15 protein-coding genes are annotated in these 15,096 nt (G+C 37.3%); 6 read left to right on the plus strand and 9 right to left on the minus strand.

The window, feature by feature from the left end:
• Positions 1–403 precede the first annotated feature (403 nt).
• Positions 404–1,180, minus strand: coding sequence for an enoyl-ACP reductase FabI (fabI, locus tag BPMYX0001_RS05325; protein WP_006093947.1), 777 nt, complete (start codon positions 1,178–1,180; stop codon positions 404–406).
• Between the two features lie 484 nt (positions 1,181–1,664).
• Here fabI and BPMYX0001_RS05330 point away from each other — a divergent pair, with 484 nt between their 5' ends.
• Positions 1,665–2,825, plus strand: a complete 1,161-nt coding sequence (locus BPMYX0001_RS05330; protein WP_033798731.1) for an FtsW/RodA/SpoVE family cell cycle protein — start codon at positions 1,665–1,667, stop codon at positions 2,823–2,825.
• Between the two features lie 75 nt (positions 2,826–2,900).
• A complete protein-coding gene (gene prpE / locus BPMYX0001_RS05335) occupies positions 2,901–3,641 on the plus strand; it encodes a bis(5'-nucleosyl)-tetraphosphatase PrpE (protein WP_006093949.1) in 741 nt (246 codons plus the stop codon).
• Positions 3,642–3,675: 34 nt separating this feature from the next.
• Here prpE and BPMYX0001_RS05340 read toward each other — a convergent pair whose 3' ends face one another.
• The 4 genes from BPMYX0001_RS05340 to BPMYX0001_RS05355 are packed head-to-tail and all read right to left on the minus strand — an operon-like array spanning position 3,676 to position 6,435.
• Entirely contained in the window at positions 3,676–4,563 is an 888-nt protein-coding gene (locus BPMYX0001_RS05340; protein ID WP_029427027.1) for an RluA family pseudouridine synthase, read from the minus strand.
• A gap of 15 nt (positions 4,564–4,578) precedes the next feature.
• Entirely contained in the window at positions 4,579–5,376 is a 798-nt protein-coding gene (locus BPMYX0001_RS05345) for an NAD kinase (protein ID WP_003195940.1), read from the minus strand.
• 18 nt (positions 5,377–5,394) lie between these two features.
• The gene (gene yjbM, locus BPMYX0001_RS05350) at positions 5,395–6,033 is read right to left on the minus strand and encodes a GTP diphosphokinase (protein ID WP_016113795.1); all 639 of its coding nucleotides are present in this window, start codon (positions 6,031–6,033) and stop codon (positions 5,395–5,397) included.
• Positions 6,034–6,063: 30 nt separating this feature from the next.
• A complete protein-coding gene (locus tag BPMYX0001_RS05355) occupies positions 6,064–6,435 on the minus strand; it encodes a UPF0738 family protein (RefSeq protein ID WP_006093951.1) in 372 nt (123 codons plus the stop codon).
• Between the two features lie 144 nt (positions 6,436–6,579).
• Between BPMYX0001_RS05355 and BPMYX0001_RS05360 the strand changes: the two genes are divergently transcribed.
• From BPMYX0001_RS05360 to BPMYX0001_RS32965, 4 genes are all read left to right on the plus strand, one after another.
• Complete coding sequence (locus BPMYX0001_RS05360) at positions 6,580–7,158, plus strand: CYTH domain-containing protein (RefSeq protein WP_006093952.1); 579 nt, start codon at positions 6,580–6,582, stop codon at positions 7,156–7,158.
• Positions 7,159–7,479: 321 nt separating this feature from the next.
• Positions 7,480–7,878, plus strand: coding sequence for a globin domain-containing protein (locus tag BPMYX0001_RS05365; protein ID WP_003195936.1), 399 nt, complete (start codon positions 7,480–7,482; stop codon positions 7,876–7,878).
• Complete coding sequence (locus BPMYX0001_RS05370) at positions 7,878–8,771, plus strand: ClpXP adapter SpxH family protein (protein WP_006093953.1); 894 nt, start codon at positions 7,878–7,880, stop codon at positions 8,769–8,771. The genes BPMYX0001_RS05365 and BPMYX0001_RS05370 overlap by 1 nt, the downstream gene beginning before the upstream one ends.
• A gap of 229 nt (positions 8,772–9,000) precedes the next feature.
• Positions 9,001–9,174, plus strand: a complete 174-nt coding sequence (locus BPMYX0001_RS32965) for a hypothetical protein (protein ID WP_006093954.1) — start codon at positions 9,001–9,003, stop codon at positions 9,172–9,174.
• A gap of 47 nt (positions 9,175–9,221) precedes the next feature.
• Here BPMYX0001_RS32965 and pepF read toward each other — a convergent pair whose 3' ends face one another.
• The 4 genes from pepF to mecA form a co-directional block, all read right to left on the minus strand.
• Positions 9,222–11,048, minus strand: coding sequence for an oligoendopeptidase F (gene pepF, locus BPMYX0001_RS05375; protein WP_006093955.1), 1,827 nt, complete (start codon positions 11,046–11,048; stop codon positions 9,222–9,224).
• A 46-nt stretch (positions 11,049–11,094) separates the two neighbouring features.
• Entirely contained in the window at positions 11,095–12,336 is a 1,242-nt protein-coding gene (locus BPMYX0001_RS05380; protein ID WP_006093956.1) for a competence protein CoiA, read from the minus strand.
• Between the two features lie 94 nt (positions 12,337–12,430).
• Positions 12,431–13,975, minus strand: a complete 1,545-nt coding sequence (gene cls, locus BPMYX0001_RS05385; protein ID WP_006093957.1) for a cardiolipin synthase — start codon at positions 13,973–13,975, stop codon at positions 12,431–12,433.
• 83 nt (positions 13,976–14,058) lie between these two features.
• A complete protein-coding gene (mecA, locus tag BPMYX0001_RS05390) occupies positions 14,059–14,736 on the minus strand; it encodes an adaptor protein MecA (RefSeq protein WP_003195931.1) in 678 nt (225 codons plus the stop codon).
• Between the last annotated feature and the right edge of the window lie 360 nt (positions 14,737–15,096).

Here is a 15,096-nt window from a genome sequence, read left to right on the forward strand (position 1 = left end):
TTTCGCAAACAAAAATATTTCACCATTTATTTTCACATAAAATAATAAGACGAGATTATGCCTTTCGCTTCAAGTAACCGCTACAATAAGATGAATGATTATTAAAGTTTATTTCCGTCATCTTGAGAAAATCACCTACATCCGGTTCGGTTTACTTATACATTTTATACTTTTCATACGTATATACAATTATCAAATTTAAGTAATCCTTTTTATTACTTCCTCAACACTTGCTCTCCCATCTGAAGCATAATAGAAAAACGCTATCCTTTCTGCATATTTTTGCAAAAAGGATAGCGTTTGTTCTTTATGTTATATGGATATAAGCTTATCTTAGTTTGATGAACATGTGTGGTGCTTTTCCACCTAAAATATTACATCTAATTTCAACTCTGATTCTTCATTACCCTAAAATATGATACCCAGAATCCACATGAATGTTCTCACCAGTAACTCCGCTTGCTAAATCACTGAATAAGAATAACGCTGTGTTACCAACTTCCTCTTGTGTTACGTTACGACGAAGTGGTGCGCGTTCTTCGATTTGTTTTAAGATGCTGTTGAAGTCGCCAACACCTTTTGCTGATAGCGTACGGATTGGTCCTGCTGATACAGAGTTTACGCGAATGTTGTGCTGCCCTAAGTCGTTTGCTAAGTATCTTACGCTTGCGTCTAGTGATGCTTTTGCAACGCCCATTACGTTGTAGTTTGCTACAACGCGCTCTCCACCAAGGTATGTTAATGTAACGATGCTGCCGCCTTCTGTCATTAATGGCTTCGCAGCTCTTGCTACAGCTGTTAATGAGAATGAGCTAATGTTTTGTGCAAGTAAAAATCCATCACGAGATGTATCAACAAATTCACCTTTTAAGTCATCACGGTTTGCGAATGCGATGCAGTGTGCTAATCCGTGGATAACTCCTACTTCTTCTTTAATCGATTGGAAGCAACGCGCGATATCTTCATCGTTTGTTACATCACATGGTAAAACAAGTGATTGTTGTCCTTCTAATGATTCTGCTAGATCACGTACGTTTTTTTCTAGACGCTCACCTGCATATGTGAAAATTAAGTTTGCTCCTGCCTCGTGTAGTGAACGAGCAATACCCCAAGCGATGCTTCGTTGGTTCGCAACTCCCATTACGATAATGTTTTTTCCTTTTAAGTTGAGAAGATTCATTTATTTATCCCCCTAAATTTATTAAATAATATCAGTTATTAGTACCTGGTAATATATTTATATCATATCACAAATTCAAAATAAGGCAAAACAAAATTATTAGTATAACTGGTTCTTTACTTCTCTTTTGCTCTTTCACTTTCCTGCTACTACGAAAGCTCAATCTTTATTTCCTCTATTTAAAAGTACTTGCTGGATAAATCACGGCTATGAAGAATAAAAGGGAACCGCTCTCACTCCCTCCCTTTGTTTTAAACTTGGCACGGGGCGAAAATAGGCCCTGACCGCTTCTATGCATGGTCGGACGCTCTCTCCCATCTAAAAAAGAAAGGTTTTATCTCAGTTTCTCAATTTATATCTATATAATCTAACATCTCACACTCAAAATCCAAACAACATATTTGCAAACCATCCAAAATCCGCTAATATGGTAATAGCGTCTTTTTTTGTATTACGCAAAGAGCAATAGAAAGGACTACGTACGTTGAAAGATAAGAATTCTCAATATCGAATAGATTACATATTAATCCTGATTGTACTCGTAATCGGGGCTGTGAGTTGTTTTGCTATCGCAAGTGCACAACCATCTTTACCACCGGCTTTACAACAGGTAAACTTTGTTGCGAAACAAATTCAATGGTATTTCATTGGGGCTATCGCAATTTTTGCGATTATGGTTATTGATTTTGACCGATATAAACAAATCGCTTGGTACTTGTATGGATTTGCGATGATTTTACTGATTGGGCTTGAATTAAAAATCCCCGGAGCTGTAACAATTAAAGGGGCTACTGCTTGGTATAGCTTGCCGGGTCTTGGTAACTTCCAGCCTTCCGAGATTATGAAGTTATTTTTAATCATTGTCGTTGGCCGCATTATCGTCAATCATAATGAAAAGTATCCGTTTCGGACGCCGCGTGAGGATCTCATTTTACTCGGCAAAATATTTGGCGCAAGTTTACCACCACTACTTTTAATTGCGAAAGAACCAGACTTAGGAAATACGATGGTTATTTCAGCGATGCTCGCAGCGATGATTTTAGTTTCAGGTATACGCTGGCGCTTTATTTTCGGTTTAGCTACACTTGTTATAGCGGCTGGTTCTGCGTTAACGTACACTTACTTTGCGCATACAGCATTCTTTAAAGAACATATTTTAAAAGAATATCAATTAGATCGTTTCTACGGCTGGTTAGCACCTTATGAATATGAAACACAAGGATATCAGTTAAGGCAAGCTGTTTTAGCAACCGGATCAGGTGAATTGCACGGTAAAGGCTGGGAGAATGGTCAAGTATACTTCCCAGAACCGCATACCGATTTTATTTTCACAAACATTGCTGAGCAATTTGGATTTTTAGGAGCAAGCGTTGTTATTTCACTGTTCTTCCTATTAATTTATCGTATGATTCATATCGCTTTAGAAAGTAATGATCCATTCGGTAGCTATTTATGTGCAGGAACGATTGGAATGTTTACATTCCAAGTATTCCAAAATATTGGGATGACAATTGGATTACTTCCGATTACAGGGATTACCCTTCCTCTTATGAGTTATGGCGGTAGTTCCTTACTGACATATATGATTGCGATTGGCTTTGTACTGAACGTACGATCGCGAACAAAAACGTTTATGTTTGATTAGACCATATCCAGCGGGTATGGTTTTTTCTATATCCAATTTAGGTATACTAAGTAAAAATAAGATGGAGGTTGTGAAATGAAGTACGATATTATCGGAGATATCCATGGCTGTTTAGAAGAGTTTCAAACATTAACAGCGCAGCTCGGTTATAACTGGGATAGCGGTCTTCCTGTCCATCCAGAGAAGAGACAACTTGCTTTTGTCGGAGATATTACTGACCGTGGCCCGGCATCCCTAAAAATGATTGAAATTGTATGGGAGCTTGTAATAAATAAAAAAGAAGCTTATTACGCTCCGGGAAATCATTGTAATAAGTTGTACCGATTTTTCATCGGACGTAACGTAACAATCGCACACGGATTAGAAACAACTGTCGCTGAATATGAAACCCTTCAAACTCGCGAACAAAAAATAGTACAGAAAAAATTTATCGATCTTTACGAACAGTCACCTCTCTATCATGTGCTTGATAACAAAAAACTCATCGTCTGTCACGCTGGTATTCGCCAAGATTATATCGGAAGAAGTGATAAGAAAGTCCAAACTTTCGTATTGTATGGGGACATTACTGGAGAAAAACATCCTGATGGTTCACCTGTCCGCCGTGATTGGGCGAAGCATTATGAAGGAGAAGCTTGGATTGTGTATGGTCACACTCCTGTGGCAGAACCTCGTTTTGTCAATCATACGGTAAATATTGATACAGGAGCTGTTTTTGGCGGGAAACTGACAGGGCTGCGCTATCCAGAGATGGAGACGATTTCAGTTCCTTCTTCGATGCCGTTTGTGCCTGAGAAATTTCGTCCAATTACATAACTAAAAAATAAAGCTGCCCTCATGTGAAGGCAGCTTATTTTAATAATTCTTTCATATCTTCTGGCACATCCGCATGAAATTTCATCTGTTTTTCTAAAATAGGATGATAGAAGGTTAAACTCGTACTATGAAGCGCTTGTCGTTTCATCTGCGACTTACTTCCCCCATACAAGTCATCCCCTAATAGCGGATGGCCTAAATATGCCATATGTACACGAATTTGATGTGTTCTTCCTGTTTCTAACTGCAGTGAGACTCTTGTTTTATCAGGAAATCTCTCCATCACCTGAAAATGCGTAACTGCTTTTTGACCGTCTTCACATACCATTCGTTCAATAATGCTATCGCCTTTTCTTCCAATTGGCGCATCAATCGTTCCCGACTCTTCTAGCAATTCTCCATGAACGATTGCTTCATATGTTCGTTGCACTTGCTTTTGCTGATGCTGTTTTGATAAAAGATGGTGAATGAAACGGTTTTTCGCAATAAGCATAAGTCCTGACGTATCACGGTCCAGTCTCGTTACAATATGCACCGTACTTGCAAGATTCTGCCTGTCATAATGATAAAGAAGCGCATTCGCAACACTTCCTGCCGGATGTTCCCTTGACGGAATGGTTGACATGTATGGTTCTTTATTGATTACCATTACGGATTCATCCTCATACAGGACAGTCAGTGGAATATTTTCAGCCAGCATTCCTTCACTTCTCTCCTCAACCGGAAAAAACACTTGCAATACTTCCTCGGCCTGTAATACGTGCCGAACCGTCGCATGCTTACCGTCAACTTCAATTGCCCCACCTTGAAACTTTATATCTGTCAAAGCAGCTTTAGAAATCCCTTTCGTTTTTAGAAATTCCCGAATGAGCATTCCCTTCTCTGCTTCTGTCATACACCATTTTAATGTAAATCTTCTCAAATACATAAATCCTCTCTATTCACCCGCAACGAACGAATCGCGAACACGTTTCCAAAATGGGAATGGGCGAAAACGAACGAATCTCACCTTCTCGTTTGCAACGCGGTATTGAATTGACTTTACGTCTTGATGAACCATCGTTAAATGATCGACCGTAATTTGTAAATTCATTCCTGCCGATGGCTTTAAAACACATGTATGGTGCTTCGGTAAAACAAGCGGTGAACCGACTGTACGGAACACACGGTTATTAATCGAAGCCATTTCCGCAATTTGTATCGCTTCAATCGAAGGATGAATGATTGCTCCGCCTAGCGCTTTATTATAGGCTGTACTTCCAGAAGGAGTAGAAATACAAAGACCGTCCCCGCGGAACGTTTCAAAATATTCTCCGCGAATTTCCACCTCTGTTACTAATGTTCCTTCTGCGCTTTTTACTGTCGCTTCATTCATTGCTAAATACTGTGATTCCTTACTTCCATTCACATAGCGAATAATGACTTCTAAAAGCGGATATTCCACCACTTGAAACGGTGTTTTCGCAATTGCAATCACAAGTTTTTCTACTTCTGTTGGCAACCAATCTGCATAGAACCCTAAATGTCCCGTATGTACACCAACAAAAGCTGTCTCATCTAATCGATTATAGTAACGATGAAACGCGTATAAGAGCGTCCCATCCCCCCCAACAGAAATTACAATATCGGGTTCCGCCTCATCCATTGTAAACCCAAAATCTTGCAAGTAACCTGTCATTGTACTTGCAAGTGCGTTTGATGATTGATCTCCCTTTGACATAATTGCAAATTTCATCGCCCAACACCCTTTAGTTTATGATTCGGATTCTTTCGCTTCTTGTTTGCGCGAAAAAACCTTTTGTGCTTCTTGAATTTCAAGACGAATCGAAGACATTTCTTCATCTAATAAAAATGCTGCTTCTGCCGCACGCTGAAGGCGCACTTTAATATCTTCTGGAAAACGCCCACTATATTTGTAATTTAAAGAATGCTCAATTGTTGCCCAAAAATTCATTGCTAATGTTCGAATTTGAATTTCAACTAATACTTTTTTCTCTCCACAAATCGTTTGAACAGGATAACTAATTACAACGTGATATGAACGATAACCACTTTCTTTCTTTTGCGTCACATAATCTCGTTCTTCCACAATTTCAAAGTCATTTCGTTTTCGAAGATATTCGACAACAGGCTTAATCTCATCAACAAATTGACACATCATCCGAAGACCAGCGATGTCCTGCATTTCTTCTCCGAGTCGGTCAAGCGGTACATTTCTCTTTTCCGCCTTATCAATAATACTTGCAACCGACTTTACCCGACCTGTTACAAACTCGATCGGAGAGTGTTCTGTTAACATTGTAAACTGAGAACGCATTCCTTTTAATTTCACTTTTAGCTCTGCCACCGCTTGGTGGTACGGCGCTAAAAATTCTTCCCAATTACGATTCATTTCAACCACCACCAAAGTCAATCCATTTGCTTATAGAAATACCTTTTCTACAGTCGTTACAAGTTCTTCTCCGTAATTTGCATTACCTTCAATATTTTCAATTAAATATTCCACTTCTTCTTTCAATTGTGCTAATTCAATTTCAGTATTATTTACACGAACAAACATTGCTTTATCATTCTTCATTGCACTGTGCATTGCTTCCCAACATGTATGCGGAATACTTACATAAATGAATGCTGATTCGTTTTCTAAAATATATAAAAATGATAAATGATCTGAGTCTACAAGTACGTGATTACGCGCCTTTAACTCCTCCACTTGTATTTCAATATTTTCCGCACAAAAAATAAGAGCATTCTCTCTTTCTTCTACGCTCTTAACTTGGATTTTATTTTGCATGCTCTAACTCCTCCATATCAACTTCCTGTCTTACTTCACACTATTATTGTATCATAACATAGACGCAAACAAATAAAACATTGAACCAAATTTGCGAAAAAGCGATAATGTCTAAAGAATTACTCTTAAGAAGGAGCTTATACAATGACACAAGAAATTGAAATTGAATTTAAAAATATGGTCACAGAAGAAGAATTTCAAGCATTATGCGATGTGTTTTCTATCGAATCATTTACAAAACAAGTGAATCATTACTTTGAAACACCTCATTTTTCTTTAAAAGCAGCAGGCTCTGCTCTTCGTATTCGTCATAAAGACGGAGCTTATACATTAACTTTAAAACAACCAGCTGAAATTGGGTTACTGGAAACTCATCAACCTTTAACAGCACGAGAAGCACAACTAATGATGGAAACAAACGGGCTCATTCCAGGCCCTGTAGCAGATCAACTACATGCCCTGCAAATCCCTGTTTCTACTTTAGCTTATATGGGAAGCTTAACAACAGAACGAGCAGAAACTACATTTAAGGGCGGCACACTTGTATTTGATCATAGTTTCTATTACAATCACGATGATTATGAACTTGAATATGAAGTACAAGATGAAGCAGCGGGCAAAGCTGATTTCCTCAATTTATTGAACAAATACCATATACCTGTTCGCCATACAAAAAATAAAGTGCAACGCTTTTTTCTTGCCAAACAAAACAAAGCACGCTAAAGTGAAACTTCCATTAGTAGAAGTTTTTTCTCACTGATGGAAAGCCCTCACCAATCGGGCTCTTACGGTCAGTCCTTCCCTCTTTGTTTTTTCTTCTATGAAAAGGAAGGTTACTGATTGTGAGTAGCTGGGTAAAATGGAACTTCCATCAGTAGGTGCTTTTCCTACTAATGGTTCACCTTTACCAATGTTGCACTTATATTTAGCTTTATCTTAAGGAAAAAATGGGCAAAGGATTACACAAGAGCTGTTTAGTTGCTCTTCGTGACAATCCATTGCTACAATAGATATACATTTGATGGAAAAAGGAGTTTATACAGGATGAACAAGCAACCGATGACACCATTTGAAGCAATTGGCGGTGAACAAGGCATTGCAGCATTAGTCGATACGTTTTATTCCTATGTCAGTAAACACCCTGACTTATCTCCCATCTTCCCAGACGATTTGACAGAAACAGCCAGGAAGCAGAAGCAATTTCTAACGCAGTATTTAGGTGGGCCGAATTTGTATACAGAGGAACATGGTCACCCTATGCTAAGAGCACGCCATCTCCCTTTTGAGATTACACCAAAGCGCGCGAAAGCCTGGTTAGCATGTATGGAGCAAGCAATGGAAGATACAGGAGTACAAGGGCAGATTCGAGAATTTGTTTTTGAACGTTTAGCATTAACTGCGCAGCATATGGTCAACACTCCAAACGAAACAGGTGAAGCGTAATGGATAAACAGGAAGCAAAGCATATGCGCATTCCTTCTCTTTCCAAATGCGAACATAAATCTGTGGAAGCCTATTTGTTTATTGATCCACTTTGCAAAGATTGCTGGGAAATCGAACCAGTCATCATTAAATTATGGCTCGAATACGGAAAATATTTTTCGATTCGGCACATATTAACCGGCAAAGTGGAAGGGGCAATCGCCTCCCCACACAAATGGAATAAACCTGCTAATATTCGATTTGTGTGGGAAAAGACAACAAGTTTGCACGGCTTTTCATGCGATGGAAAAGTACATATGCAGGACGCCTCATCTACACCGTATTTAGTTTCTATGGCAATTAAAGCAGCTGAGTTGCAAGGTCGAAAAGCAGGTTCGAAATTTTTACGGAAACTTCAAGAATACATTTTTCTTGAAAATATATCAAAACCAGATTTGCAATCACTACTTGCATGCGCACAGCAAAGCGGCATTGATGTAGAGGAATTTAAAAAAGATTTGCATTCGATTAGTGCAAAAAAAGCATTTCAGTGCGATTTAAAGTTCACAAACGAAATGCACATTACCGAAATCCCTTCTCTCGTATTCTTTCATGCAAATTCAGATGAAGAGGGCATTAAAATTGCAGGAATTTATTCGTATGATGTGTACGTACAACTCTTAAAAGAAATTGTAAAATGTGACATTGAGCCAGCACCTTTACCACCACTGGAATTCTTATTAGAAATGGTCCAATTTATGTCATCAAAAGAAATTGCATTTATTTATAACTGCTCAGAGCAAGAAATAGAACGAGAACTAAAAAAATTGTCATTGAAAAGAAAAGTACGAATGATTGAAGTGAAATGCGAACGTTATTGGAAATGGATTGCAAAAGAAAAAGACCTGGTGTAAACACCAGGTCTTTTTCTTTACGGCTTATAAAAATATTAAAGGGGATGGGAGAAATTTTCACGTTCAAACAAAGGGGTATATGTTTGTATGTGAATTCGTTCACGCTTATTATATTACAAGATTCGACGTCAGATGACAAGCCTTTTTGTCGAATTTCACACTTTTGTCACATTCTAAACGTTTTCATTACTGAATAAGCTATGAAAAGAAGCTTTTTAGGAGGGATTTCATGAAAAAAACACATATCTTTTTTCTACTATTTGGCATTTGTATTTCTTTTTTTCTGTACATTCTTTCACTATTACAAGCATTTCCAAAGATGATTGCTTTGCCACTTTTGTTTGCAGTCATTGTTATTGGCCTCTCTTATTTCAATCATAGAAAGCGGTTCAAAGGTTTTTAAAAAGAAAGAAGGCGAGAAATTCCACTCTCGCCCTCCTTCTTTCACTATTATTTACCTTCAAATAATAGCGCTTCTAATTCATTTAACTTCTCTTCAAATACTTGTAATGCCTCTTTAACAGGCTCTGGTGATGCCATATCTACTCCTGCTTTTTTCAATACTTCAATTGGATAGTCGGAGCTTCCAGCTTTTAAGAATTCGTTAGTATAACGTTCTACTGCTGGTTGTCCTTCTTCTAAAATTTGCTTTGATAAAGCTGTTGCCGCACTAAATCCTGTTGCATATTGATAAACATAATAGTTGTAATAGAAGTGCGGAATACGAGACCACTCTAAGCCAATTTCTTTATCGATGACTAAAGCATCGCCAAAGTATCTTTTATTTAAATCATAGTAAATCTCTGTTAACATATCTGGCGTTACTGCATGGCCTTCTTGTACCTTTTTATGAATGATATGTTCAAATTCAGCAAACATCGTTTGACGGAATACAGTTCCGCGGAATCCTTCTAAATAATGATTTAATAAATATAAACGTTCTTTCTTATCTTCTGTCGTTTTTAATAAGTAATCATTTAAAATTGCTTCGTTACAAGTTGATGCAACTTCCGCAACGAATATGGAATAGTCACCATATACATGTGGCTGTGTTTTTCTTGTATAGTAGCTATGCACAGAATGACCAAACTCATGTGCAAGTGTAAATAAATTATTTACATTATCATGCCAGTTCATTAAAATATACGGATTTGTTCCATATGCACCAGATGAATACGCACCGCTTCGTTTTCCTTTGTTTTCATATACATCTACCCAGCGATTTTCATATGCTTCTTTCAAAATCTCAACATACTCATCACCAAGGACGTTTAAAGATTTCAACAGAATCTCTTGTGCCTCTTCATATTTCACATTCATTTTCACTTCTGGTACAAGTGGTGTATATAAATCGTACATATGCAGTTCATCAAGACCTAGTGCACGTTTACGAATATCAATATAACGGTGCAATAAATGTAAGTTATCATTTACTGTCTCGACAAGTTGGTCATATACTGTTTCAGGTATGTTATTATTGCTTAACGCAGCTTGGCGTGCAGAATCGTATTTACGAACGCGCGCGTTGAAATTATTACGTTTCACTGCACCACTAAGTGTGCTTGCAAATGTATTTTTATATTTCCCATACGTTTCAAAAACAGCATGGAATGCATCATGACGAACACGACGATCATCACTTTCTAAAAATTGAATATAACGGCCATGTGTTACTTCTACTTCTTCACCATTTTCATCTTTAATAGATGGGAATTTTAAGTCCGCATTATTAAGCATACCAAATGTATTACTTGATGCACTCATAACTTCAGATGCTTCTGCTAACAACGCTTCTTCCGCCTCTGACAGTACATGCGGACGCTGACGTGTAATTTCTTCTAACGCATGTTCATACACACTTAATTCTTTATTTTCTTGTAAGAACGACTGTAATTGTTCTTCTGAAATTGTTAAAATTTCAGGAACGATATACGCCATGCTGCTGGACGCTTGAGAATATAAGTTTGTTGCTCGATCATTTAGCGCTTGATAAGCAGAATTTGTTGTATCTTGATCGTAACGCATATGAGCATATGTATATAATTTTCCTAATCTCATTGAGACTTCATCTTCATATTGTAAAGCCGCTAATAATGAATCCGCAGAATCACCAAGTTTCCCCTTAAATTCAGTTAACTTTGGTAGTAATTCTTTTACTGCTTGAAATTCTTTTTCCCATTCTTCATCAGTTTGGAAAACATCTTCCAAACGCCATGTGTTCATTTCTTCAATCTCACTGCGGTCTGGCAATGTTTTTGCTGTTTTTTGATTAGACATCAATAAAAACCCCCTTTTAATCTCTACTAGTACAATTCGATTCTGCTTATGTAATTCCTTCAGGATACTCCTTTATTATATCCGCTTTTCCTTTTCCCATGTTGTACTTTGTTTCGAATAAAGATAGCGCATGCGACAAACAAATCGCATCGTATTCTTTGATTTCCCCTTCTGTTTTCGGCATCATAAATCGCCTTATTTTTCGGTACTTATGCACATCCACCTTTTCAATCATTCCTACTTTACATAAAAACGTTACATACTCTACGATTGCCAATTGCCATACATGTTGCGAAAAATATGGTAACGTGCGCCTCTGAATACTACGCTTTTTATTTACATAGTAAAAAACAGCATGTAATGAAAAATATTCTCCAATTTTAAATTTGCCAATAAAGTCTATACAAAGAAGAGCCTGCCATACAAAAGGATGTGTTTGAAATGCAAATGCAGATGGAAGAGGAACACCAATTTCAGATGGAAAACAAGAGGGAGAAAGGTGATATTGATATAGAAGATGTAAAAGTAATTTATGACTATAATTCCATATTGGAAGGACATTCGTTCGAAAGTAGGTCTTTTTATTCTGCCATTCCCGCTCCAATCGTTCTTTCGTAATTGGTGCTTGGCAAAAGAGTTTCTCAAAAGTAACGGTACGTACCGGGAAATACATGATCTGTGAAAAATAAACCTTTGCAGAAAACGGGGTAAGAAGTTCGCATTTCAGAAATGATTTTTTATTTGGACAAAAAAAGAGAAGTGAAGGCTGAGGATAAGATTGTATGCAGAGAAAATGAAACGAGGATAATGAGATCCAATAAGCAGAGTGCCTTTTCAGTTGATTTCCACCTAATATCCAAATGATTTGTATCCCTATTTCCCAATAGGAACGCGTTCGTTTTAATAACTGCTCAGTGGATAAAGAGGCGCATTGATATTCAATTGCAATCCGTCTTCCTTTCATTTCAATAAACAGATCGGGTCTTTGGCGAATCTCTGGGAGGTAATGTTCGATTTTTACATGAAATCCTTGCGACTTGAGCCATCTATATAACTGGTCCTTCCCGCGCATATGATAAGCGGATTCAGGCTCAAATGAAACGAGGCACTGATTTAATTTTTTATGAGCAAAATGCCATCTCTTTTGCTTCCCTAACTTGAGCTGCACCTCTCGCCTGCAAATCGGGCAAAAAAAGCGTTCCTTCTTTCGCATTGCAAGTAGCTCCTTTTCATTGCAGCTTTCAAGAAGGTGAACTTTCCCTCCATTTTCTCTCCTTGCAACAAACATAATACCACATCCTTTCTATACCGCTTTGTATTCTACAATTTATTACAAATTCCTTTTTAGACAAAAAGAGGACGTCCTTGTAAGAACATCCTCCTCATAATAAAGGTGATAATAAACGATATGCCGATTCTACAATTCGCCTATGAAGGCGGCGTTTATGAAAATGATCCACATGAATTTCACTGGATTCTTGTAAATCCTCCTCAAAATCCTTAACAAGCTTTCGAATACTATCCGTATCATATAAAAAGGCATTCACCTCAAAGTTTAAATGAAAGCTTCTCATATCCATATTCGCTGTCCCAATTGATGCTAAATCAGAATCGACAATGACAATTTTACTGTGAAGGAAACCTTTTTCATATTCGTATACCTTTACCCCTGCATCTAATAACTCCGGAAAATAAGACCTTGATGCATAAAACACCGTTCGTTTATCCGGTTTACTCGGCATTAATAAACGGACATCAATGCCCGCAAGAGCTGCTACTTTTAATGCAGATAAAATATCATCATCTGGAATAAAATAAGGTGTAGCAATCCATATAGACTTCCTTGCCGAAGCGATCATTGCAAAATAAAGATGCTTAATTGTCTCCCATTTATTATCTGGCCCACCTGCGACAAGTTGGACACCGCCCCAATGATCTCCATCCACTGCTTCCGCCTGTAAATATTCAGGTGCTAATACTGCTTCCCCTGTCATATAAAACCAGTCTTGTACGAATATGAGCTGCAGGCTTTGAACGGCCTCACCTCGTAAATACAAATGCGTATCTCGCCAAAATCCAAAATATTTATTTTTCCCTAAATACTCATCACCAATATTCAGTCCGCCCACAAAACCTTCATTTCCATCAATGACAACGATTTTCCGATGATTTCGATAATTAATTTTATCGTTCAAAATCGGAAAACGCACTGGAAAGAAAGGAATCATCTCGACACCTGCATCGTTTAATTCATCAATATAAGCATTTGACAGCTTAAAACTTCCAACCGCATCATATAAAAAACGGACGGTAACACCTTCCTGCGCCTTCTGAATTAAAATGTCTTTAATTTGTGTACCAAGCTTGTCATCACGTACAATATAATATTCCATATGGATATGATGCTTCGCTTTTTGCAATCCTGCTAAAATTGCTTGAAACGTTTCATCCCCATTCGTTAACACTTTTGTTTCTGTCTGAAATGAAATATTTAACGCACCAAGCCGATCTGCTAAATGAAATAGCAGTTCTTGATGTTTATGATTCTGTAAAATGCGTTCTTGATAATCTTCATGTCCTTTGTACTGTAAGAAAGCTTGTTCATCCAAAAGAGCCTTCTTTTGAAACATTCGTTTTCTGCGGAAGTTTTGTCCAAACAATAAATACGCAAAGAAACCAAATACAGGAAAAATACCGAGTACAATTAACCATGTCAATGTTTTAGATGGATGCCGATTTTCCAAGAAAATAACACAGCCAATTAAAAATGCAGAAATAGTAAATACAATACTTATAATTCCTAAAAACGAAATATCTTTTATACCTATAACATCCGAATAAAATGCTACATCAATAACCATTCGTAACGAAACAAACACTGCGAATAAACCTAGAAAAAAGAAAAGTAACTTTAATGTATTTTTCATTCCTACCCCCCTTACTTACATAGCTTTTCTACTCTTATCATACCCATCATATAAAAAGCCGATTTCATAATATTGAAATCGGCCTACGTTTTAGGAGAAAAATGACTGCGAATCGTCTCAAGTGCGCGTTCTTTAACAACCTGTTTACCGTACTCACTTACACGGTGAACCGTTAAAGTAGACTCTTCCCCATATTCTAAAATAATACTTAAAATACGGTCAATTTCTTCTTCATCGTGTAGCACTTCATCAAATTCAACATATACATAATAGCGGTCTTCAAACGAATACAATTCATCTTTTATATCTTCAAATATAAGACGATGACTTAACGAAATAACGTCTTCAAAATCATCAAATTTAATTAAAAAACCAAATGTTCCATCTTCGTTAAAGTTTGTTCCCGCTTCCATCTCTTCCTCTAACTCTTGTTGAAATAGTGATTCAATCCGCTCATCTAGAGGAATATCAATGATTTTATCTAGACCTATTGGTAATTCTAATTTTTGTCCATCTTTTGAAAGCTGTGCTTTCGTTACAAGTACTTCAATGCCTTTATCCATCGCTTGTACTTGGATCCATAGTGGCCCATCAATAAAGAAATCATCATGATCGCGAGCTTCATCCATCATTTCCCAAAACAATTGTTCGCTTCGTTCACGACTGGACCAAATCTCTTCTCGATTAAACCCTCTATCTTCTATATCAACGTACGTAATAAAAAACTTCATCGTATGATCGTTAATTCTTTCAATGTCCAAAATCCAACTCTCCCTTCCTATTCGGAATTGTTATGAAGGGATTCCCCACTCATATGACAAATCAATAGATTCTTGTACTTTCATTTTATGATAAGATTCTCCAGAATGGAAATAAAATCGTTTCATTTTAGAAAAACAGTCATTCGCCTAGATTATTCTATGCTAATACATCATACTTCCTTCCTCTTATATATTCCATTATATACACTTGCGATATAAATTCCCTCATTCCTTCTTAATAAAAAATCGGACATACAATTCCACCTAGCGCCGTACAATTGTAATAGAGCTGGTCAAGCTTTTTCGTTTCATACATACAACTGCACCTATATTACTGATTAAAACAGAATAAATGGAGGC

It is taken from the genome of Bacillus pseudomycoides DSM 12442 (genome assembly GCF_000161455.1).
GTDB lineage: Bacteria > Bacillota > Bacilli > Bacillales > Bacillaceae_G > Bacillus_A > Bacillus_A pseudomycoides.